This is a genomic window from Microbacterium sp. GXF6406 (genome assembly GCF_054798215.1).
The window spans coordinates 1-20,221 of the sequence record NZ_JBSJZH010000026.1 but is presented as its reverse complement, the minus strand read 5'-3'; the positions used below and the strand labels follow the sequence as shown (position 1 = coordinate 20,221).

The window sequence follows — 20,221 nt, the reverse complement described above, 5'->3', positions numbered from 1 at the left end:
CGAGAGCATAAGGACATCAGCACGACCGCAGGCGGCGCTCAGCCAACGAGCGGATACAGAAGAGCGGATACAGAAGAGCGGAGACAGAAGAGCGGCGACAGAAGAGCGGAGACAGAAGAGCGGAGACAGAAGGGCGTCCAGACACGCCGGTCCCGCCAGCGAATTCCGGCGTTCCTGCAGCTGTGAGCTCAGCCGGCCCCGGGCGGGGTCTGCTTCGACTCGGCGAGCTCGTCGACGACGAGGCGGCGTTCATCCGCTGTGCCGTTTCGGTAGGCCTGGCGTCCGACGATGTGCGCCGACAGCGGGGCCGTCGCGAACTGCATGAGCACGATGGGCGCGACGAGGGCGATTCCGAGCAGGATGCCGCCGACGGAGCGCTGCGCGAGGGCGATCGCGAGGCAGATGAGGATGACGCCGAGAACCTGGGGCTTGGTCGCGGCGTGCAGCCGTGACGGGACGTCCTTGAAGTGCAGCAGGCCGACCGCGGCGGAGAGGCAGAGGATCGCGCCGAGCAGGATCAGCACGAGCACGGCGATGTCGATGACCGCATCCGGGACGACGAATCCGAACATGTTCATGAGGTCGTGTTGTCCCTTCTCGCGACGTAGCGCGCGACGGCGATGGATCCGAAGACGCCGACGGCGGCGATGATGAGCAGAACCGGGATGCTTCGGGTGTGCCCGTTGATCGCCATCTCGGCGCCGATCACGCACATGACCTCGGTGAGCAGTACATCGGATGCCACGGCACGGTCGAGGATGGAGGGGCCGCGGATGATGCGGAAGACCGTGAGGATCGCGGCGATGCCGAAGACGATGATGATCAGACCCATGAGCACGTTCATCGGGCGCCCCCTGTTGCGGAGTTCTGCGTGGCCTGCGAGCGCCGTTCGTCTTCGCGCAGGGCGCGGTACTGCGCGGGGGTTCCGAGGGCCCGGACGATCCGCTTCTCCCAGCGGAGGATCTCATCGCGCGTCGCGTGGGCTTCGGCCCGGGTGCGCACGCCGATGATGTGCAGGTAGAGCACGCGGCGCTTGCGGTCCGTTTCGACGACGAGTGAACCGGGGATGAGCGATGAGGTGACCGAGACGTGGGTCATGATCATGTCGTCGGCGTATTTCAGGGGCACGGCGATGATCGCGACGCCCGGCTGGCGTCGGAAGTCGAACACCTGGACGGCGACGGATACCGCGCCGACGACGACCGCCCAGAGGAACTGAACGACGAACAGGGCCGCGTACCAGAGGTTGACGCGTCCGGAGAGTTCGATCGTCGGCAGCCGGAAGACGCGCGTGACGAAGATCGCGACGAGGAATCCGGTGATGAGCGACAGCACCGTGAACTGGTTCCAGACGAGCATCCACAGCAGGATCAGCCAGGCGAGGAACGGAAGCTGGGTCCAGATGTCGCGCAGGATGCCGCGGGCGCTGTCGGGGCTCATGGTGCCACCTCCTCTTCGAGCTGCACGAGGTTGACGGGCTCGAGGAGCGACATGCCGATCCGGTCGCACAGCGCATAGAGCGGGCCGGCGAAGATCGTCAGCGCGAGGGTGACGGTCACCATTCCGCCGGTGGCGACGGTCATAATGCGCGGGATGCGACGGCGTTCCTGCTGCTCATCGGCGGCGGGCGCGTTGTCGAGGTAGGAGATCCGGCGATCGGCCTCGGTCTCGGTGGGGTCTTCGTCTTCGCGCAGGAAGGCGAGGTTCCAGGCGCGCATGAGGGCGTAGAGGGTGAGCAGCGAGGTGAGGATGCCGCCGAAGATCAGCACGATCATCATGGGCGTGCCCACCTGGGCGGCGGCTTCGAACAGCGCGAACTTGCCGATGAACCCGGAGAAGGGCGGGATGCCACCGAGGTTGATCGCGGGTACGAAGTACAGAACGGCGAGCAGCGGGGCGACCTTGAGGAGTCCGTTGACCCGCAGGATGGAGGTGCTGCCGGCTCGGCGTTCGATGAGTCCGACGGCGAGGAACAGGGTCGTCTGCACGACGATGTGGTGCACGATGTAGTAGACCGTTGCACCGATCGCTGCGGGTGTCGCGATCGCGAGGCCGAAGATCATGTAGCCGACGTGGCTGACGAGCGTGAACGAGAGGATTCGTTTCAGCTCGGCCTGCGCCACGGCGCCGAGGACCCCGACCACCATGGTCGCCAGCGCGACGATCAGCAGCAGGGTGTTGATGTCGTTGTCGGCGAAGAGCTGGGTCTCGGTGCGGATGAGCGCGTACACGCCGACCTTCGTCAGCAGGCCCGCGAACACGGCGGTGACCGGTGCGGGAGCTGTCGGGTAGGAGTCCGGCAGCCAGAACGACACGGGGAAGATCGCGGCCTTGATGCCGAAGGCGACGAGGAGCATGAGGTGCAGCACGAGCTGCGTGTCCTGCGGCAACTCACTCATCCGCTCGGCGATCTGCGCCATGTTGACGGTGCCGAGGGCGCCGTAGATCATGGCGATCGCTGCGAGGAAGATGATCGAGGAGACGAGCGAGACGACGATGTAGACGGCGCCGGTGCGGATGCGCGACTCGGTGCTTCCGAGGGTGATGAGCACGTAGGACGCGACGAGGAGGATCTCGAAGCCGACGTAGAGGTTGAACAGGTCACCGGCGATGAAGGCGTTGAAGATGCCCGCGGCGAGGATCAGGTACGACGGGTTGAAGATCGAGATCGGGGTTTCGTCGGTGCCGTCTGCGGCTCCCTGTCCGATCGAGAAGAGCAGCACGGCCACGAGCACGATGCTGGAGATGAGGACGAGCAGCGCTGCGAACCGGTCGACGTAGAGCACGATGCCGAAGGGCACCGGCCAGCCTCCGACGGAGACGGCGATCGGCGCGCTGCCGTCGATCGTGACCAGCAGCACGGCGGCGATGATCGCGACGGCGGCGAGGGAGACGACGGTGACGAAGACCTGCAGTCGCGGGCTGCGCCCGAAGACGAGGGTGATGGCCGCGCCGAGCAGCGGCAGGGCGACGATCAGGGGGACGAGTGCGCTCATGTGCGGTCCCCTTCGTCGTCATCGGATGCTGTCTGCTCGCCGTCCTCGGATGCCTGGGCTACGACATCCGGTGCCGACGGGTGGACCTGATCGACCGGTGCTTGGTCGTCGATCGCGGGGTGGTCGCGCATGTGAAGGACGGTGATGGGCGACGTGCGGTCGTCGACGAAGTCGGTGGTGGCCTCTTCGTCTTCCGTGTCGTCCTCGTCGTCCATGACATCTTCGTCCTCGTCGGTGCGCTCGCGCAGGGCGATGTCGGCCTCGTCGTCCTCGACGGTGTCGGCCTGGCCCAGCTGCCAGGAGCGGTAGATGAGGGCCAGGAGGAACGCCGTCACGGCGAAGGTGATGACGATCGCCGTGAGGGTGAGCGCCTGGGGCAGGGGGTCGCTGAGGTCGCTGTATCCGAAGAACGGCGCGTTCCCCGGGACGCCCATGACGATCAGCAGGAGAAGGTTGGTGGCGTTGCCGAGCAGCATGAATCCGATCAGCACACGCGTCAGGCTGCGCTCGAGCATCGCGTAGACGCCGGCGGCGAACAGCACGGCCATGACGATGACAAGGGTCAGAGAGATGTCCATCAGACGCCCACCTCCCGCGAATACATCTGCTGGGCTTGCTTGTCGACCTCAGCGCCGAGGCTGCGCAGCACATCGAGCACCAGCCCGATGACGACGAGATAGACGCCGATATCGAAGATCGTCGAGGTGACGAACTCCATGTGTCCGATCCCGGGGATCTCCCATTCCCAGAAGGTGCTCGCCAGCGGCGACATCCCGAAGAACAGGGGCACGACGGCAGCGCCGACGGCAAAGAAGAGTCCCGAGCCGAGCAGACGGCCGGCATCGGTCGGCGCCGCCGCGCCGAGCTCCCAGCGGCCTCCGGCGATGTAGCGCATGACGAGCGCCATGCCCGCGACGAGACCGCCGGCGAAGCCGCCGCCGGGCTGGTTGTGTCCGGCGAAGAGCAGGTAGATCGACACGACGATGATGGTGTGGAAGAGCACGCGGACGATCACTTCGAGAAGGATCGATCGGTCTTCGTCCTTCATCTGCTGACCGCCCACGAGCCAGGCGCGCGGGGCGCTGCGGTTCTCCGCGGTCTGGAAGCGGACGCCCTCGGTGGTCTCGACGAGCGGTGCGATGCGGGCCTTGCGGCGCAGGCGCTTGGGCAGCGCGGGACGCTGCGAGAGCATGTCGGCGCGATGCGTGACGAAGACGAGGGATGCCACGCCGGTGGCCGCGAGGACGAGGACCGAGAGCTCCCCCATGGTGTCCCAGCCGCGCAGGTCGACGAGGGCGACGTTGACGACGTTCTGGCCGTGGCCGAGCGTGTATGCGAGTTCGGGGAACTGCAGGGAGATCGGCGACTCGACGCGGGCTTGCGTCGCAACGACCGCGACGAAGGCCATCATGACGCCGGTTCCGATCGCGAGGATGGCTCGGGGGATGCGGGACACCGAGGCGTTGTGCTCTCCCATGCGCGAGGGCAGCCGGCGCAGCACGAGCGCGAACGTCACCATGGTGACGGTCTCGACGAGGATCTGTGTGAGAGCGAGGTCGGGCGCTCCGCTGGTCGCGAAGAGCGCGACCATGCCGAGTCCGGTGACGGAGACGAGGACGACTCCGGTGTAGCGCTTGCGCGCCTGCACGGCGAAGACCGCGGCGATCGCCATGATCGGCGCGACCGCGATCTGGGTGGGCGTGTGCCAGGCCGAGAGTTGAAGTCGGTCGATGTCGCTCGCAAGCAGGGCGGTGGTCTCGGCGGCCAGGAAGACGACGAAGATGGTGCCGACGTAGACCGGCAGCGAGCCGCGCTGGGTGAGGGTCGTGACGACGACCGAAAGGCGGTCGACGCCGCGCATGACCCAGAAGTAGACGTCGGCGGCGGTGAATCCCAGCATCCGGGGCTTGCGATCCCAACCGGTGCGACGGGTGACGAGGAACAGGCCGATGCCGAGCAGGATCGACAGCACCGAGATTCCCAGCGCAGGCTCGAATCCGTGCCAGAGGGCGAGGTGTCCGGGGCCCTCCGCGGGGATTCCGTCGGCGTCGAGGCCCGGCGTCGCAGTGATGGCATAGCCGTGCAGGGCGACGTCGATCGCGGGCGCTCCGATGCCCGCGGCGATCGTGAGCGCTCCGAGGATGATGGGCGAGGACAGGAAGCCGACGGGCGGGTCGGGCCAGGCCGTGTCGGGCCGGACGACGCCCTGCGCATCGCGCTTCTTCCAGAACGCTCCCCACAGGAATCGGATGCCGTACGCCGCGGTGAGAACGGAGCCGAGCACGATTCCGATCAGCGCGACGAGTCCCCAGGTCGAGCCGCCCATGGCGTCGTCGAGCAGCCCGGTCAGCGCCGATTCCTTCGCGACGAAGCCGATGGTGGGGGCGATGCCCATCATGGAGGCGACCGAGATGAAGGCGACGGTCGCCATCACAGGGGCCTGTCGACCGACGCCGGACAGCTCGTCGATGTCTCGGGTGGAGAGCTGGCGGTCGATCACGCCGACGATGAGGAAGAGCGCCGATTTGAACAGTGCGTGGCTGATGACCAGGGCGAGGCCGGCGAGGGCCGTCGCCTGTGTTCCGTACCCGACGATGACGGTGAAGAAACCGAGCTGGCTGACGGTTCCGAACGCGAGGATGCGCTTGAGGTCTGTCTCCCGAAGCGCTTGCAGTCCGCCCAGGAGCATCGTGAAGACACCGAGCGAGATGACGATCGGCCGCCAGGTTTCGGAGAGGGCGAAGACGGGGGCAAAGCGGGCGATCAGATAGATGCCCGCCTTGACCATCGCCGCGGCGTGCAGGTAGGCGCTGACCGGCGTGGGCGCCGCCATCGCGCCCGGGAGCCAGAAGTGGAAGGGGAAGATGGCCGATTTGCTCAGCGCGCCGACGAGCAGCATGACGATCGCGGCGTTCATCATGGGCCCGGCGGGCGGGTCCTGGAGGATCTCGATGATGCTGGAGGTGCCGGCGTCGACGACGATCAGCACGACGCCGACGAACATGACCAGACCGCCCAGCGTGGTGACCAGGAGCGCCTGCAGCGCCGCACGACGGCTGGCCGCACGACGTCGGTAGTGGCTGATGAGCAGGTAGGACAGGATGCTGGTGATCTCCCAGAACATCACCAGGAGAACGAGGTCGTCGGTCAGGACGAGGCCGTACATCGCACCCGCGAATCCGAGCAGGACACCGGCGAACTGGCCGAGCTCCGCCGAGTTCTCGTAGAAGTACCAGCGGCAGTATAAGAGGACGAGTGCTCCGACGCCGGTGACGATCAGCGTCAGCAGCCACCCGAGCACATCCATGTGCATGGACAGGTTCAGGCCGAGCTGCGGGACCCACTCGATGCTCTCGAACGGCGCATCGCCGTCGAGCACGCGCGGCGTCATCATGAGCGCCTGCACGAATGCCGCTGCGGGAATGAGAGCGGCGACGGCGAAGGCCTGTGCACCCAGCCAGCGGACCAGCGCGGGAAGAATCAGCGACCCGAGCAAGAACACGGCGAGGAGCAACAGCATCGGCGGCTCCTCAAATGGCTCGTCGGCCATACGGCACAGGCGGGCGGGTTTTTCACAGTTTACCCGGCGCTCAGAGCTCCGGACGCCGGTTCCGCCGCTTTCGCTCATGAATTCCGGTACGCACGGGACGCCGTGCGAGAGTAGCCGGATGCAACGCACGTGGATCAGAGAAGTCGGCGGATGGGTCTGGGCAGCGCTTCTCGCCATCATCACCGTCGGGCAGGTCGCGGCATCCGACCGCGGTGAACTGCTCTTCCGTGACGGCGACTCGCTCGTGGTCGCGCTTCTCGTGCGGTCGGTCGCCGATGGGGAGAGTTTCGACTGGGTGCTCTCGAGCGTCCTGTTCCTGCCGGAGCTCGTCGTGTTCGGGATGCTGTGGGCGATCGGCGCCCTGTTCGGCATCGGCACGAATGCGCTTCTCGTCGTGAACGCCGTGCTCAACGTGCTCGCCCTCTACGGCGCTTTGCGCTTCGTCGCCGGCGCACGGCGAGCGAACCGCTCCCCCGTGCTGTGGCCCGTCCTCGCCATCGCATTGTTCTGCGTGCTCGCGGTGACCGAGGCGTCCGCCTCACGCGATTCCTTCGAGCTCGCCTCGCTGCTTCTGACCACGACGTACTACTCGGCGACCATCATCGCGGTCCTGCTGAGCGTCGGACTCATCCGGCGCGAGTTCGACCGTCCCTCAGCAGGCAGGCTTCTGCCGGTCTTCCTGGCGGCCGTCGCTGCGATCTCCGTGCTGTCGAACCCGCTCTTCGTGGCCTGGGCGACCCTGCCACTCAGCGTCCTGCTCGCGATCGCCGCCGCATACCAGGGCTCGCGTGCACGAGCGCTCCCGCTTCTCGGCTGGCTCGTCGGCGGTTCTGTCGTCGGCGCACTCGCGCGCATTCCGTTTTCCGCATACATCGGTAATGATGGCATCGGCTACGCTCAGCCCGCACTCTGGCCCGAGTCCCTCCGCTACTACGGCGCTCTTCTCGCAGACCGGGTCATGGCGCCTCTGGGAGCAGTCGCCGCCATCATCCTCATCGCGCTCCTCGCCCTCGCGGTTCGGCGGACGATTCGAGCGCAGAGCACCGGAGAGCGTCTGGTCGCCGCATCCGCATGGGCGCTTCCCCTGTGCGTCACGATCGGCGCCATCGCGCTCGGCACGCACGCGGCCCGTTATCTCGAGCCGGCCGCGTTCGCCCCGCTCCTCGCGCTCGTCGCCTCGCCCTCGTCGATTCGCCCTCTCCCGACCCGAAAGGCGATGCTGGCCGTCACCGCCTCCGCGGCGGTCATCGCCGTCGCGGCGGCGACCCTCAGCGTCCCCCGCGCGGCTGCGGCGTCACGCGTGCTCGACGCCGATCTGCAGTGCGTGAACGAGTGGGTCACCGCATCCGATCGCACAGGAGCGGGCCAGTTCTGGACCGTCCGATTGCCCAAGCTGCACCTCGACGACGCATCGCAGCTCGTGCAGGTCGACCATCGCCTGAATCCGTACCCGTGGCTCATCAATCGTCAGGACTTCACGATCGGCGAGGTGTCATTCCTCGTCGAGGACGCGAACAGCTCCTTCTGGGAGCTGGGCTCGGATCTGCTGCCGACGGGGTCGATCGACTGCGGCCGCTACACGATCCACGACTTCGCGCCGAACGCCCTGCCGTTGGGCCCCCTGCCTCTCTGACGGTCCTGGCGATCAGGCCGGCGGGGCCGCCGTCGTGGTGCCGGCGCGGAAGCGGCAGGTGAAGTGCAGGGAGTCTGCCGGTTCGCCGCGCAGCATCCGTGCGATCTGCTCCCCCGCGGCGCGCCCCTTCTCGACCGCCGGCTGCACGGTGGTCGTGAGCACATGGTCGCCGATCCCGTCGACGCGGATGCCGTCGAACCCGCAGACGCTGACGTCTTCGGGCACGCGCAGTCCGAGTTCCTCGGCCGCGCGGATCACACCGGCCGCGAGCAGATCGCTCTGCGCGATGATCGCGGTCGGGCGCCGGTCCTCGTCGGCGAGCAGATCCCGCCCGGCGATGAGGCCCTCGTCGATCGAGCTGCCACCCGCCGACCACGCATGCACATTCGGGAATACATCGCGGACGCCTGCGAGTCGATCGCGTGTGACGTCGACCGTCATCGTGCTCAGACGCGCGTCATCGACGTCACCGCGTTCGGCTTCGCCGGTAAGCGGCAGCGTGATGGTCGCCACCCGCTCGTGACCGAGATCGCGAACGTGGGCCGCGACGGCGGCTGACGCGTCGCGGTTGTCGAGCGAGATCTGGGGGATCCCGTCCCCCGCGTCTCCTTCGATGACGACGACGGGCAGGCCACGGGTTCGGACGATCTCGAGGGCATCCCGCGTTCGACCGGAGCATCCGATCAGCACGACGGCGTCCACCGGCGCGGTCGTCAGGTTCGGGGCATCCCCGTCCTCGGCCGAGTCGCGCAGCAGCAGAACGCCGGCGCCGAGAGACGCGAGCCCATCAGTGATGCCATCCATCATCGGGATCGTCACCGGGTCGAGGAAGGCGGCGCGCAGCGGCCCCTCGAGCACGACCGCGACGATGCCGCTGCGACCGCGGCGCAGCGACGCCGCCATCGGGTCCGGCCCGGTGTACCCGAGCTCCTCGGCCGCGGCGATCACGCGCGCTCGCGTCGCTTCGGACACCTTCGCCTTGCCGCTGAAGACGACGGATGCCGTCGAGATCGAGACCCCTGCCTCGCGGGCGACATCGGAGATGGTGGCCCGACGGGCTGCGCTGGAATCGGCCATGTCTCGAGAATACCCGGCCGCGAGTTCCGCTGGTCGAATCGATTCGATACGCTCTATGCATGGAATCGGTCCTCTCCCGCGCGCAGTACGTTCGCTGGCGCAACGCGATCTTCGCCATCTTCCTCGCCAGCGGCGTCTCGATCTCCACCTGGGCGGCGCGTTTGCCCGACATCAAATCGGCGCTGGAGATCTCCAACTCGCGGATCGGCCTGCTCCTTCTCGCGATGGGCCTCGCCTCGATCATCGGCATCTCCACGAGCCCCGCGGTGATGGCGCGCACCGGTGCACGCCACGGGATGCTCGGGCTCATGATCATGCTCTCCGCCGGCCTCGTGCTCATCGGGCTGGGAACCACCGTCTTCGCTTCATTCCCCCTGGTGATCACCGGACTCGCGCTCTTCGGCTACGGCAACGGATGCCTCGACGTCATGATGAACGTCGAGGCCACCGCGATCGAGCAGCATGCGCAGAAGACGATCCTTCCCCTGTTCCACGCCTTCTTCAGCTTCGGAACGGTCATCGGCGCGGGCTTCGGCTGGGCGGCCACGCACGCCCACATCAGCGTCGCCGTGCACGCGATCGCCGTCGCGGTTCTCATCACGATCGGCGCATTCTTCTGCTTCGCCAACGTCCCCGCCCGCGCCGCCGCGCAGGACCCGGTATCGCCCGGTGAGAAGCCGCACTGGCGCGAGCGCATGCACGTCGCCCTGTCGGCCTGGCGCGAGCCGCGCACCTACGCGATCGGCATCGTCATGCTCGGCATGGCATTCGCCGAGGGCGGCGCGAACGACTGGCTGGCCCTGGCCGTCACCGAGGATCACAGCGGAGGTGCGGCGATGGGGGCTGCGGCGCTCACCGTCTTCTCCATCTGCATGACGACCGTCCGTGTCTTCGGCGGCCCGCTCGTCGATCAATTCGGGCGCGTGATCGTCCTGCGCGTCCTCGCCGTGGCCGCGGCATCCGGTCTGCTGCTCTTCATCCTCGCGCCCTCGCTGCCGTTCGTCTTCATTGGCGCGGCACTGTGGGGCATCGGCGCATCCCTCGGGTTCCCCCTGGGCATGTCGGCCGCCGCCGACGACCCCGAGAAGGCGGCTGCGCGCGTCAGTGCCGCCGCGACGATCGGCTATGTCGCGCTCCTCGCCGGTCCCCCGGTGCTCGGCGTCATCAGCGAGCACATCGGCCTGCTGAATACCCTGTTCATCATCGCCGGGCTCGTCGTGGCATCCGGTCTCTTCACCGGAGCCACCCGCCCTCTGAAGCACACCGAACCGGCAGCCGTTCCCGCGGTCACGAAGTAGGCTCGTCGGGTGCGCCTCGTCATTGCCCGTTGCTCCGTCGACTACACCGGTCGCCTCAACGCCCACCTGCCCCTCGCAACCCGCGTGCTCATGCACAAGGGCGACGGAAGCCTCCTGATCCACTCCGACGGCGGCAGCTACAAGCCGCTCAACTGGATGAGCCCGCCGTGCACCCTGGTGTCGGAGGAGCCGGGAGAGGAAGAGGCATCCGCGGGTGTGACCGATGTGTGGCGCGTGACGCACAAGAAGACCGGCGACGCGCTGCGCGTGCAGATCTACGAGGTCATCCATGACTCCTCGCACGACCTGGGCATCGACCCCGGCCTGCAGAAGGACGGCGTGGAGGCCGATCTGCAGCGTCTTCTCGCCGAACAGGTCGAGCGCATCGGTGAGGGAACGACCCTCGTGCGCCGCGAGTTCCCCACGGCGATCGGCCCCGTCGACCTCATGGTGCGCGACGCGAACGGCGCCGCGATCGCCGTCGAGATCAAGCGCCGCGGCGATATCGACGGCGTCGAGCAGCTCACCCGCTACCTGGAGCTCCTCGGCCGCGACCCGCACCTGACTCCGATCACCGGCATCTTCGCCGCGCAGGAGATCAAGCCGCAGGCCCGCGTTCTCGCCGAGGACCGCGGCATCCGCTGCTTGGTTCTCGACTACGACGACATGAAGGGCGTCGAGTCGGGCGTGCCGCGCCTGTTCTGATCCGTCTCACCCGGCCGGAGTCCGGGGACCTGCCGAGCCATAGGCTGGGAGCATGTCAGCTTCCCCGTTCTCCTGCGTCCTGTGGGATGTCGATGGCACGATCGCCGATGCGACGCCCGGCATCTTCCCCCGCCTTCTCGAGGTGCTCGCCTCGTTCGGCCTGCCGGCGCCGGATGCCGCGACGATGCCCCAATGGGTCGGACCGCCGCTGTACGAGTCGTTCCAGCAGATCGCAGGGCTGTCGCCGGAGCAGGCCGACGATGCCCTCGCGCGCTACCGCGGCCTCGCCGCGCGCGACGGCTACGCGGCCTCGGTCGACATCTACCCGGGTGTCCCCGAGGTGATTCGGGCGGTCGCTGCGACCGGGATCCCACAGGCGACGGCGAGCACGAAGCCCGAGAACCAGGTGCGGGCGATCCTCGAGCACCACGGCATGATCGACCTCTTCACGGCGATCTCGGGTGCCCGCAGTGGCACGGAGGGGCGAAACGACGGCAAGGCACTGGTGGTCGGCTGGGCGCTGGAGCGTCTGCGCGCCGCGGGCGCCGACACTTCGCGCCCGGTGCTCGTCGGAGACCGGCACCACGATGTGAACGGTGCCGCGGAGTACGGGATCCCCGTGATCTTCGCCGAGTGGGGCTTCGGGGACGCCTCCGAGGGCGATTCGGCCGCGCATCGCGCCGCGGATGCCGCAGCGCTGAAACGGCTTCTGCTCCCCTGACGCCGTCCGCCGCATAAAACACAGCACTCCCTGCCGAGCGGCGTCGATGACGCGCGCTCGTCAGGGAGTGCTGGGATCAGTCCCTCAGAGGGGACGGATGTTCTCAGCCTGCAGGCCCTTGGGGCCCTGGGCGACCTCGAACTCGACGCGCTGGTTCTCGTCGAGCGAGCGGTAGCCGCTTGCTTCAATTGCGGAGTAGTGCGCGAAGACGTCAGCGCCGCCGTCATCGGGGGAGATGAAGCCGAAGCCCTTCTCCGAGTTGAACCACTTAACCGTGCCTTGGGTACTCATGTACTGCCGTTCTGCTGGAATGTCGCCGGAGCTGGATGCCCCGACGATGCCCACATTATCTGCGCAGGGCCAGGAGGGAATACCCCGAACCGGATGGTAACCCAAATGTTGCACGAGAGATTCGGCGGAAAAATAAACGGCCCTCACCGCGGGGGGAGCGATGAGGGCCAAAGACGACCGGAGGGTGCGTCAGAAAACACTGTAACGCGAAATATCCGTTTTGTCCCCCATTTGGGGGACAAATGTGAAAATCTCCAAAAAATCGACGCTCAGAGGCTGACGGGAGCACGATTCATCACCATAGGGGAGCGTGGGCCGAAGATCCAGCACCGGCCCTAACGTGTTGCGCATCGACGCGTCAACCCCGTCGCCGGATCCGACGATGCGAACGAGAGTCGTATCCACGGATCGCATGATCCCCGACGAAAGGAATGGATCAATGGGTATCGGAGACAAGGCCAAGCACGCCGCCGAAGACGCCGTCGGCCACATGAAGGAAGCCGCCGGAAAGCTCACCGACAACGAGCGCCTCGAAGCCGAAGGCAAGGCCGATCAGGCCAAGGCCGACATCAAGAAGGCCGGCGACCAGGTCAAGGACGCATTCGACAAGTAGGCGTGAGATGAGGACCCCCTCGCCCGTCACGGGCGAGGGGGTCCTTTCTGCGGCCGTGCGTCAGGAGATCGCCGAGAACACTCCGCCGATGAGAAGCCCGATCAGCGTCGTCCATCCGACGATCGCGATCGCTTGCCAGAACAGCACTCGGGCCTTGCGGACACCGAGAGCCGCGAGCATGGTGGCCGTGAACATGGTCGGCAGCAGCAGCGGACCGAGCAGGCTCACCCCGGGAACGCCGTAGCGCTCGAGCGCGGCGTGGAACTTCTCGCGACGGGCGGCCTTCCGTGCGGTCTCATCAGCGATGACGGCCTCTGCCTCGAATGCCTCGACCTCGATGACCGACCCATCGGAGGCGACCAGCGCCTTCGCCCGTGAACGGTTGATCACCGCGGAACGCGCGTGAGAGCCGGCGAGCACGAGGATCGCGACGCAGAGGAAGTTGCCCGCGATCGCCGCGATGCCGGCGACGAACGGGTTGATGCCTCCGATGATGCCGATCGTGACGGCGCCTTCACCCTCGATGAAGGGAACGGCGCCGGCCAGCGCGATGATGAGCGGCTGGATGAGCTCGGGCACCTGGGCGACGAGGTTCTGGAACGTCTCGATGAGGTTCATGGTGTTCTCCTTCTGAGGTCTTCTGCGGTGTGGTGTTCCGCGATGACTCCATTCCATCCGTCGGCGGAGGATCCGATAAGTGTCGTTCCGTCACCTTCTCCCGTGCGGTGTGCACGGCGCACGGGTGACAAGTGTCACGCCCATAGGCTGAGGGCATGAGTTCGATCCCCGGGGCCGTCGCCGACGGTCCGAACCGCATGAAACGCGGCATCAATGCCACCTGGTGGTACACCGTCTCCGGCATCGTCTTCTTCCAGCTCGTGCTCGTCCTGGTCTGGTGGCCCGTCGCGATCGACCGCGGCCCCGTGGCCGGGTCGATCGTCGGCATCGGCGGCCTGGTCTGGACCGCCGCGACCGTGCCAGTGCTGCTGCGCTACCGGCACCGCGCCGACACGGGGAGCGCCATCGAAGGCTGGCGCGCGAATCTCGCGCCCTTCGTGATCGTCGTCATCTTCGCCGTGGCGGCCTCCGCGACCACGGGATACGTGACCTTCGGCGCCCTCCCGGTTCTGCAGATGCTCATGCTGCTGAACTGGCCGCGGGGCATCCGCGCGCGCGTCGCGCTGGTCGCGACGGCGGTTCTCGTCGCCACCTGGATCATCGACCGCCGGATCGCCCCTGTGCTCGATCCCGAGAATCCGCGTTCGTGGATCCTGGTCGGGTTCTTCTCGATCATTCTCCCGATCATGACCGTGCTCTCTCTGTGGTGGTGGGATGTCATCGGCACACTCGATCGGGCCCGTGCCGCCGAATCGCGCCTGGGTGCCACCCAGGAGCGCCTGCGCGTCGCGACGGACGTCCATGACCTGCAGGGGCACCACCTGCAGGTGATCGCCCTGCAGCTCGAGCTCGCCGAGCGTCTGCTCGAGAAGGAGAGGCCCGACACGGCGCTCGAGCAGCTCAGACTCGCGCGCACGAGCGTCGACAAAGCCCGCCAGGGAACGCGCGACCTCGCGCTGCGGTTCCGGGGCGTCCCCCTGCGCGACGAGATCGCGAACGCGGTCGATCTGCTCCGTGCTGCGGGCACGACGGCGGAGGCAACGGTGAGCGACGACGCGGATCGTGCCCCGGCATCCGTTCTCGGTCCGGTGATCCGCGAGACGACGACGAATGTGCTCAAGCACGGTAACGGACGATGGGCGCGGCTGTCCCTGCGCCGCGAGAGCGGGTTCTGGCGGTACGAGATCGCCAACGACAGTTCGGATGCCGCGGCCGGCGGCGACGGTTCGGGACTCGAGGGGATCGCCCGCCGTGTCGGCGAGGTCGGGGGAGCCCTCGAGGTGGACCGCAGTCGGCATGAGTTCACGGTCGTCGTGACCGTTCCGGAGGAGAAGCGATGATCCGCGTCGTGATCGCCGATGATGAGGCGATGATCCGTTCGGCCGTGGCCGCTCTCCTGCGGCTCGAAGACGATATCGATGTCGTCGGCGAGTGCGCGGACGGGCTGCAGGCCGTCTCTATGGCCGAGGAGCTGCAACCGGATATCTGCCTGCTCGATCTCGAGATGCCCGGCCTCGACGGCGTCGAGGTCGCCGAACACCTGCGGCGCAGCGTCGCGACCCGATGCGTGGTGATCACCCGGCATGCCCGCCCCGGCGTGCTGCGTCGAGCACTGGCATCCGGAGTCGCCGGTTTCCTGCCCAAGTCCCGCAGCGCCGATGAGGTCGCCGAGGTCATCCGACGGGTTGCGGCAGGAGGCCGCTACGTCGACCCGGAGGTCGCCGCCGATGCGCTCAGCGATGAGCGCAGCCCGCTGACCGAGCGCGAGCTCGACGTGCTGCGCGCCGGTCGGCGCGGTGAGACGACCGGACAGATCGCCCGCACGCTCTCCCTCGCTCCGGGAACCGTGCGCAACCACATATCCGCCGTGCTGTCGAAGCTCCACGTCGCCACCCGTCAGCAGGCAGTACTCATGGCCGAGGAGCAGGGGTGGATCTGAGTCGCTCGGTGGTCTCGCCGACCGGGAGCATTAGCCTGCCATCATGACTCGTGACGATTCCGCCCCCTCGGAGACCGGATCATCGGAAACCTCCTCCTCGGAAACGGGACGCAGTTCTCGCCGTTCCTTCCTGCGCGCATCGGGAGTGGGAGCGCTGGGCATCGCCACCGGTGCTCTGGGCGCCGTGGCGATCGGACAGGCCGCCCGGCCCCACCCCGACTCGACCTACGGCTTCACACCGCTGAAGGCACGGCACGAGCCCGGATTCGACCACATCGTCGTGATGATGTTCGAGAACCGGAGCTTCGATCATATGCTCGGCCGGCTATACACCGAGGAGACGGTGCCCGAGGGGCAGAAGTTCGAGGGACTGCAGTCCGGCGATCACTCGAATACGGCCCCCGATGGCACGGTCGTCGCCGCCCACGTCTACGAGGGCACGACGGACGACATCATGAGCCAGCCGAACCCCGATCCCGGCGAGTACTACTCGCACGTGAACACGCAGCTATTCGGCGTCGTGGATCCGGCGAGCAACGAGGATCTCTCCCAGCATCCGGTCGAAGCCCCCTGGAATGCTCCGAAGAAGGGCCAGAAGCCCGATATGTCGGGCTTCGTGCGGGACTACATCATCAACTACCGCCTGGCGCGGGGCACCGACCCGAAACCGGAGGAGTACGCGCGCGTGATGGGCGGTTTCTCGCCGGAGATGCTGCCCGTGCTCTCGGCCCTCGCTCAGGGCTTCGGGGTGTACGACCACTGGTTCTGCGCCGTCCCCTCGCAGACGTTCTGCAACCGATCCTTCTTCCATGCCGGTACATCGCACGGGTTCGTGACGAACGTTCAGCACGGCGGGCAGAAGAAGTGGTTGGACGCTCCTGCGGTGCCGACGGTCTTCAACCGGTTGGAGGACGCCGGCAAGACCTGGCGCGTCTACTACGACGCGGACCAGGTCGTGTCTCTGACCGGCATGCTGCATGCGCCATCGATCGAGAAGTACTGGAAGACGAACTTCCGCAGCATGGAGCAGTTCCACAAAGATGCCGCCGACGGGAACCTGCCCGATTACGCGTTCATCGAGCCGCGCATGGTTTTCGACCACAACGACATGCACCCGCCGGTGAGCAAGCCGGAGGTCGTGGCCGATCCGGATGGGGGAGAACCCTTCGACAGCGCGATGTCGGACATGCGGGCCGCGGAGGCGCTGCTCGCCGAGGTCTACACCTCGGTGCGCTCCGGGACCAGCAAGAAGGGGTCGAACGCGATGAACACGCTCATGCTCGTCACGTTCGACGAGCACGGCGGCATCTACGACCATGTTCCGCCGCCGACCGCGCTGCCGCCGACGAAGGACGGTGAAGCCGGGGAGATGGACTTCACGTTCGACCGCCTCGGGGCGCGCGTACCGACGATCGCGATCTCGGCGCACACCGCGGCCGGCACCGTGATCAACGATGTGATGCACCACGGAGCGCTCGTGAAGACCCTCTGCGAACAGCATGGTCTCGCTCCGCTGACGCAGCGGGATGCCGCGGCGACGAGCCTGCACAACGCGGTCAACCTCAAGACTCCGCGGCAGCCGGCGCTGTGGCCGGATGTGCATCGGCCGTATGTGCCGAAGAATCCCGAGGCGGGACTGAGCAAGCCGACGGATGAGAAGCACCGCGATCGTCCGCTGACCGCTCCGGCGCTCGGCCTCATCGGCCTGCTCCTCGCGCGCTACGAACCCGATGCCGAGCTGCCCAGCAGCTACGGGGACGCCTACGAGGTGCTCACCAAGCACGGTGAGGGTCTGTTCGGGGTCAGCGACTGAACTCGGGGCGCTTGCGCGGACGGCCGCTCAAGCCGAGCAGCACGAGCGCGATGACGATCGGAATGTAGACGAAGATGTCGCCGACCGTGAGGACCTCGCCGAGCAGCAGCGACGCTCCCAGGAGCAGCACGGGTTCGAGATAGGACAGCAGCCCGAACAGCGACAGCGGCAGCAGCTGCGACGCCAGGATGTAGCAGACCATCGCGATGCCGCTGAGGATCGCCATCGTCAGCATGAGCGGCCAGGCCGCGGGGATGCCGCGGCCTGGCTCGCTCGCGTAGAAGAAGACGATCATCGCCACGGCCGGCAGGGTGAGGAGGATGATCTCGAGGAAGAAGACCTGCATCGTGTCGAGCCCGGTGGCACGGCGCAGAGCGAAGTAGACGGGGTAGAGCCCCGCGATCAGCAGTACCGGCCAGTTGATACCGCCGGCGATGACGAGCTGTGCGAGCACGCCGATGGCCGCTGCGGCGACCGCGCACCACTGCAGGATGACGAGGCGGTCACGGAACAGGAAGCGTCCGACGACGACCATGACCAGCGGCAGCAGGAAGTACCCGAAGGCGACGTCCTGCGCATGCCCGTGCGCCGCTCCCCACATGAACACCCATAGCTGCGCGCCCATGATCGCGCTGTTCACGAGCAGCAGGACGATGAGCTTCGGGCTGCGGAAGATGCGCCTTACGACCGCGCCGAGAGCGGCGCGTGCGCGCGGCGCGGTGTGCAGGGCGATGAGCGGCAGCAGGATGAAGATCACTCGCCAGGCGGCTGCTTCCTCGGAGGTGAAGCCGTGGAGGTTTCCTCCGATCAGGCTGATGATTCCGAAGAGCACCGAGGCCAGAAGGGATGCCGCGACGCCACGGCTCAGCGTGGAGGTGAGGTCGGGGCGGCGGATGATGGCCTCCTGAGGTCGGCGGTTTCGTCAAATCTAGCGCCGCGACCTGAGCAACCCAGGTTGACATCCATAGCTGGCACAACATAGGTTGACAGAATGTTGTCAACTCAGGTTGCGGCAACCGCCGCCGACACATCCGATCCCCGCGAGGGCCTGCGCGCCGTCGCATCCCTGCGCACGCTCGCCGACACCCTCGAGTTGCAGCAGGTCGAGGCGGCGCTTCGCACCGGTATGACGTGGCAGCAGATCGCGGATGCCCTCGGCGTCACGCGCCAGGCCGTGCACAAGAAGCACGCCCGCCGAGTCGATCCTGCGATCCGGATCCCGGGAAAGCGCGCATGAGCCGCCTCACCCGGATGATGGCGGCAAGCCAAGCCGTATCCCTCGCCGCGATGGAAGAGGCCTCGCGACGCGGGCGCCGCACCGCCGACATCGATGACATGCTGCTCGCCCTCAGCATCGACAGCGGGATCGCCGGCCAGGTGCTGCGCAGCCTCGGCATCACGATCGACCGCGCGCGTGCTGCCGTGAGCCTGCAGCACGCGCAGCAGCTGTCGCACGTCGGCATCTCCGCGGCATCCGACGACGGCCGCATCACGTTCCATGAGACCGCGGCAGCCTTCGAGTGGAGCAAGCGCGCGCTCGAGCTGCTGACCCGCTCGACGCAGAAGGGCAAGAACGGCGACGCCGCCGCGATGCTGCGCGAGCTCCTCGATGAACCGAGCGGCCTGATCGCCGAGATCCTCGCGCACCTGGGCACATCGACGGATGCCGTGCGCAGCCGGCTCGACGATGCCGAACGCATCCCCTCGCACAACGCGAACGCCATCGACCCGGCACGTCGCCGCGCAGCATCCGATGCCTTCGTCTCTGCGCCGCCGAGCGAGGCGTGGGCGCTCCTGAGCGACCCGCTGAATATTCGCTTCTCTGAGCGCCACGAGTATTGCGGTTGAGCGCCACCTGCTCGTGGGCGCGTTCGCGTCGTTGAGCGCCACCGAGTATTCGGGTTCGGCGCCACCTTCCTAGGCTCCTTCTGTCGCGTGGCTGATCACGCGGCAGAAGGAGTAGTTCGGATGGTACGCAGGATCAAGGCGAAGCTGGTGTTGAGGCTTCGCGCGGAGGGGCTCACGGGTCGGCAGATCGCGGCGCAGGGCATGTCTCGGCACTCGGTGTCGGCGGTGCTCGACGCCGCCGACCGGGAGGGCGTCGGCTGGGACGACGTCGCGGAGCTCGACGAGGCGGACGTGTATGCGCGGCTGTTCCCTGGGCGTGGTGAGCACGAGAGTGTTCACGCGCAGCCGGATTGGGACAAGGTGCATCGGGAGCTCGCGAGGGTCGGGGTGACGTTGAAGCTGCTGCATGGCGAGTACGTCGATGCCTGCCGGGCCAAGGGCGAGACGGCGATGGGCTACGACCGGTTCTGCAAGACCTACCAGCGTCACGTGCTGGTGATCGGGGCGGCATCGCGGGTCGGTCACAAGGCCGGGCAGACGGTCGAGGTCGACTGGTCGGGCAAGACTATGCAGCTCAGCGACCCGGTCACCGGGCAGGCGACGAGGGTCTACCTGTTCGTCGCGACGCTGCCGTTCTCCCGCTACTCGTTCGTCGAGCCGACGCTGGATATGAAGCAGGACACCTGGCTGCGCGCGAACACGGCGATGTTCGACTGGTTCGGCGGGTCCGTCCCGCGGATCGTTCCGGACAACCTGAAGGCGGGTGTGATCAAGCACCCTGCCGAGGGCGAGGTGGTGCTGAACGACGCGTATCGGGAGCTCGCGGCGCACTATTCGGCGGCGGTGCTGCCGGGACGGGTGAAGAAGCCGAAGGACAAGCCGAGTGTCGAGGGCACGGTCGGGAACGTTGCGACGGTGGTGATCGCGGCTCTCCGCGACCGCACCTTCGCGACGCTGCCGGAGTTGCGGGCCGCGGTCTACGAACGCGTCGCCGCTTACAACGCGAAGCCGTTTCAGAAACGCGCCGGGTCGAGGCTTTCGGGGCTCATCGCAATCGAGGGTGTAGGGCTGGTCTGAATCCTCCGGCTTCGAGCAGGCTGCGTGCGATGTAGTTGGTGA

General features: G+C 67.2%; 20 protein-coding genes and 1 pseudogene. 11 read left to right on the top strand and 10 right to left on the bottom strand.

What is annotated here, in order from left to right; all coding sequences use genetic code 11:
- Window positions 1-188 precede the first annotated feature (188 nt).
- From mnhG to ACWAUG_RS12365, 6 genes are read right to left on the bottom strand one after another with little or no spacing between them, the layout of a single operon-like run.
- The gene (gene mnhG / locus ACWAUG_RS12390; protein ID WP_460802646.1) at window positions 189-578 is read right to left on the bottom strand and encodes a monovalent cation/H(+) antiporter subunit G; all 390 of its coding nucleotides are present in this window, start codon (window positions 576-578) and stop codon (window positions 189-191) included.
- On the bottom strand, window positions 575-844 hold the full coding sequence (locus ACWAUG_RS12385; protein ID WP_298038221.1) for a monovalent cation/H+ antiporter complex subunit F: 270 nt from the start codon (window positions 842-844) through the stop codon (window positions 575-577). The genes mnhG and ACWAUG_RS12385 overlap by 4 nt, the downstream gene beginning before the upstream one ends.
- The gene (locus ACWAUG_RS12380) at window positions 841-1,440 is read right to left on the bottom strand and encodes a Na+/H+ antiporter subunit E (RefSeq protein WP_298038223.1); all 600 of its coding nucleotides are present in this window, start codon (window positions 1,438-1,440) and stop codon (window positions 841-843) included. The genes ACWAUG_RS12385 and ACWAUG_RS12380 overlap by 4 nt, the downstream gene beginning before the upstream one ends.
- Complete coding sequence (locus ACWAUG_RS12375; RefSeq protein ID WP_460802645.1) at window positions 1,437-2,996, bottom strand: Na+/H+ antiporter subunit D; 1,560 nt, start codon at window positions 2,994-2,996, stop codon at window positions 1,437-1,439. The genes ACWAUG_RS12380 and ACWAUG_RS12375 overlap by 4 nt, the downstream gene beginning before the upstream one ends.
- Complete coding sequence (locus ACWAUG_RS12370) at window positions 2,993-3,574, bottom strand: Na(+)/H(+) antiporter subunit C (RefSeq protein ID WP_298038226.1); 582 nt, start codon at window positions 3,572-3,574, stop codon at window positions 2,993-2,995. Before ACWAUG_RS12370 ends, ACWAUG_RS12375 begins: the two co-directional genes overlap by 4 nt.
- Window positions 3,574-6,516, bottom strand: a complete 2,943-nt coding sequence (locus tag ACWAUG_RS12365; RefSeq protein WP_460802644.1) for a Na+/H+ antiporter subunit A — start codon at window positions 6,514-6,516, stop codon at window positions 3,574-3,576. The genes ACWAUG_RS12370 and ACWAUG_RS12365 overlap by 1 nt, the downstream gene beginning before the upstream one ends.
- Before the next feature lie 148 nt (window positions 6,517-6,664).
- On the opposite strand from ACWAUG_RS12365, the gene ACWAUG_RS12360 reads away from it, so the two are divergent.
- Window positions 6,665-8,179, top strand: coding sequence for a hypothetical protein (locus ACWAUG_RS12360; protein ID WP_460802643.1), 1,515 nt, complete (start codon window positions 6,665-6,667; stop codon window positions 8,177-8,179).
- A gap of 12 nt (window positions 8,180-8,191) precedes the next feature.
- On the opposite strand, the gene ACWAUG_RS12355 is transcribed toward ACWAUG_RS12360, so the two are convergent.
- Complete coding sequence (locus ACWAUG_RS12355; RefSeq protein ID WP_298038236.1) at window positions 8,192-9,256, bottom strand: LacI family DNA-binding transcriptional regulator; 1,065 nt, start codon at window positions 9,254-9,256, stop codon at window positions 8,192-8,194.
- A 59-nt stretch (window positions 9,257-9,315) separates the two neighbouring features.
- Here ACWAUG_RS12355 and ACWAUG_RS12350 point away from each other — a divergent pair, with 59 nt between their 5' ends.
- From ACWAUG_RS12350 to ACWAUG_RS12340, 3 genes are read left to right on the top strand one after another with little or no spacing between them, the layout of a single operon-like run.
- Window positions 9,316-10,554 (top strand): MFS transporter, encoded by a 1,239-nt coding sequence (locus tag ACWAUG_RS12350; RefSeq protein ID WP_460802642.1) that lies wholly within the window; start codon window positions 9,316-9,318, stop codon window positions 10,552-10,554.
- Window positions 10,555-10,563: 9 nt separating this feature from the next.
- The gene (nucS, locus tag ACWAUG_RS12345) at window positions 10,564-11,259 is read left to right on the top strand and encodes an endonuclease NucS (protein WP_298038242.1); all 696 of its coding nucleotides are present in this window, start codon (window positions 10,564-10,566) and stop codon (window positions 11,257-11,259) included.
- 52 nt (window positions 11,260-11,311) lie between these two features.
- Window positions 11,312-11,980 (top strand): HAD hydrolase-like protein, encoded by a 669-nt coding sequence (locus tag ACWAUG_RS12340; protein WP_460802641.1) that lies wholly within the window; start codon window positions 11,312-11,314, stop codon window positions 11,978-11,980.
- Window positions 11,981-12,064: 84 nt separating this feature from the next.
- Here ACWAUG_RS12340 and ACWAUG_RS12335 read toward each other — a convergent pair whose 3' ends face one another.
- Window positions 12,065-12,271 (bottom strand): cold-shock protein, encoded by a 207-nt coding sequence (locus tag ACWAUG_RS12335; protein WP_298038246.1) that lies wholly within the window; start codon window positions 12,269-12,271, stop codon window positions 12,065-12,067.
- A gap of 439 nt (window positions 12,272-12,710) precedes the next feature.
- On the opposite strand from ACWAUG_RS12335, the gene ACWAUG_RS12330 reads away from it, so the two are divergent.
- On the top strand, window positions 12,711-12,884 hold the full coding sequence (locus ACWAUG_RS12330) for a CsbD family protein (RefSeq protein WP_298038248.1): 174 nt from the start codon (window positions 12,711-12,713) through the stop codon (window positions 12,882-12,884).
- A 60-nt stretch (window positions 12,885-12,944) separates the two neighbouring features.
- Here the strand turns inward: ACWAUG_RS12330 and ACWAUG_RS12325 are convergent, their stop codons facing one another.
- A complete protein-coding gene (locus tag ACWAUG_RS12325) occupies window positions 12,945-13,502 on the bottom strand; it encodes a small multidrug efflux protein (protein ID WP_298038251.1) in 558 nt (185 codons plus the stop codon).
- Window positions 13,503-13,657: 155 nt separating this feature from the next.
- On the opposite strand from ACWAUG_RS12325, the gene ACWAUG_RS12320 reads away from it, so the two are divergent.
- From ACWAUG_RS12320 to ACWAUG_RS12310, 3 genes are read left to right on the top strand one after another with little or no spacing between them, the layout of a single operon-like run.
- Entirely contained in the window at window positions 13,658-14,842 is a 1,185-nt protein-coding gene (locus tag ACWAUG_RS12320; RefSeq protein ID WP_460802640.1) for a sensor histidine kinase, read from the top strand.
- Window positions 14,839-15,441, top strand: coding sequence for a response regulator transcription factor (locus ACWAUG_RS12315; protein ID WP_298038255.1), 603 nt, complete (start codon window positions 14,839-14,841; stop codon window positions 15,439-15,441). Before ACWAUG_RS12320 ends, ACWAUG_RS12315 begins: the two co-directional genes overlap by 4 nt.
- A gap of 43 nt (window positions 15,442-15,484) precedes the next feature.
- On the top strand, window positions 15,485-17,254 hold the full coding sequence (locus ACWAUG_RS12310) for an alkaline phosphatase family protein (RefSeq protein ID WP_460802639.1): 1,770 nt from the start codon (window positions 15,485-15,487) through the stop codon (window positions 17,252-17,254).
- Here ACWAUG_RS12310 and rarD read toward each other — a convergent pair.
- Window positions 17,244-18,122 (bottom strand): EamA family transporter RarD, encoded by an 879-nt coding sequence (gene rarD, locus ACWAUG_RS12305; RefSeq protein WP_460802653.1) that lies wholly within the window; start codon window positions 18,120-18,122, stop codon window positions 17,244-17,246. The two genes, ACWAUG_RS12310 and rarD, sit on opposite strands and share 11 nt — an antisense overlap.
- Window positions 18,123-18,245: 123 nt before the next feature.
- On the opposite strand from rarD, the gene ACWAUG_RS12300 reads away from it, so the two are divergent.
- The 3 genes and pseudogenes from ACWAUG_RS12300 to istA all read left to right on the top strand — a co-directional run.
- Window positions 18,246-18,491, top strand: coding sequence for a hypothetical protein (locus ACWAUG_RS12300; RefSeq protein WP_460802638.1), 246 nt, complete (start codon window positions 18,246-18,248; stop codon window positions 18,489-18,491).
- The gene (locus ACWAUG_RS12295) at window positions 18,488-19,102 is read left to right on the top strand and encodes a Clp protease N-terminal domain-containing protein (protein WP_460802637.1); all 615 of its coding nucleotides are present in this window, start codon (window positions 18,488-18,490) and stop codon (window positions 19,100-19,102) included. The genes ACWAUG_RS12300 and ACWAUG_RS12295 overlap by 4 nt, the downstream gene beginning before the upstream one ends.
- A gap of 120 nt (window positions 19,103-19,222) precedes the next feature.
- Window positions 19,223-20,143: pseudogene (gene istA / locus ACWAUG_RS12290) on the top strand (IS21 family transposase); the annotation flags it as partial.
- Window positions 20,144-20,221 lie beyond the last annotated feature (78 nt).

Bases quoted from the DNA above. Each gene is read 5' to 3' on its own strand.
- ACWAUG_RS12370 (WP_298038226.1), bottom strand. From the start codon at position 3,574: ATGGACATCTCTCTGACCCTTGTCATCGTCATGGCCGTGCTGTTCGCC.
- ACWAUG_RS12385 (WP_298038221.1), bottom strand. From the start codon at position 844: ATGAACGTGCTCATGGGTCTGATCATCATCGTCTTCGGCATCGCCGCG.
- ACWAUG_RS12295 (WP_460802637.1), top strand. From the start codon at position 18,488: ATGAGCCGCCTCACCCGGATGATGGCGGCAAGCCAAGCCGTATCCCTC.
- ACWAUG_RS12325 (WP_298038251.1), bottom strand. From the start codon at position 13,502: ATGAACCTCATCGAGACGTTCCAGAACCTCGTCGCCCAGGTGCCCGAG.
- ACWAUG_RS12380 (WP_298038223.1), bottom strand. From the start codon at position 1,440: ATGAGCCCCGACAGCGCCCGCGGCATCCTGCGCGACATCTGGACCCAG.
- ACWAUG_RS12355 (WP_298038236.1), bottom strand. From the start codon at position 9,256: ATGGCCGATTCCAGCGCAGCCCGTCGGGCCACCATCTCCGATGTCGCC.
- ACWAUG_RS12330 (WP_298038248.1), top strand. From the start codon at position 12,711: ATGGGTATCGGAGACAAGGCCAAGCACGCCGCCGAAGACGCCGTCGGC.
- mnhG (WP_460802646.1), bottom strand. From the start codon at position 578: ATGAACATGTTCGGATTCGTCGTCCCGGATGCGGTCATCGACATCGCC.
- ACWAUG_RS12310 (WP_460802639.1), top strand. From the start codon at position 15,485: ATGACTCGTGACGATTCCGCCCCCTCGGAGACCGGATCATCGGAAACC.
- ACWAUG_RS12320 (WP_460802640.1), top strand. From the start codon at position 13,658: ATGAGTTCGATCCCCGGGGCCGTCGCCGACGGTCCGAACCGCATGAAA.
- ACWAUG_RS12300 (WP_460802638.1), top strand. From the start codon at position 18,246: ATGTTGTCAACTCAGGTTGCGGCAACCGCCGCCGACACATCCGATCCC.
- ACWAUG_RS12315 (WP_298038255.1), top strand. From the start codon at position 14,839: ATGATCCGCGTCGTGATCGCCGATGATGAGGCGATGATCCGTTCGGCC.
- ACWAUG_RS12375 (WP_460802645.1), bottom strand. From the start codon at position 2,996: ATGAGCGCACTCGTCCCCCTGATCGTCGCCCTGCCGCTGCTCGGCGCG.
- ACWAUG_RS12335 (WP_298038246.1), bottom strand. From the start codon at position 12,271: ATGAGTACCCAAGGCACGGTTAAGTGGTTCAACTCGGAGAAGGGCTTC.
- ACWAUG_RS12365 (WP_460802644.1), bottom strand. From the start codon at position 6,516: ATGCTGTTGCTCCTCGCCGTGTTCTTGCTCGGGTCGCTGATTCTTCCC.
- ACWAUG_RS12340 (WP_460802641.1), top strand. From the start codon at position 11,312: ATGTCAGCTTCCCCGTTCTCCTGCGTCCTGTGGGATGTCGATGGCACG.
- ACWAUG_RS12360 (WP_460802643.1), top strand. From the start codon at position 6,665: ATGCAACGCACGTGGATCAGAGAAGTCGGCGGATGGGTCTGGGCAGCG.
- ACWAUG_RS12350 (WP_460802642.1), top strand. From the start codon at position 9,316: ATGGAATCGGTCCTCTCCCGCGCGCAGTACGTTCGCTGGCGCAACGCG.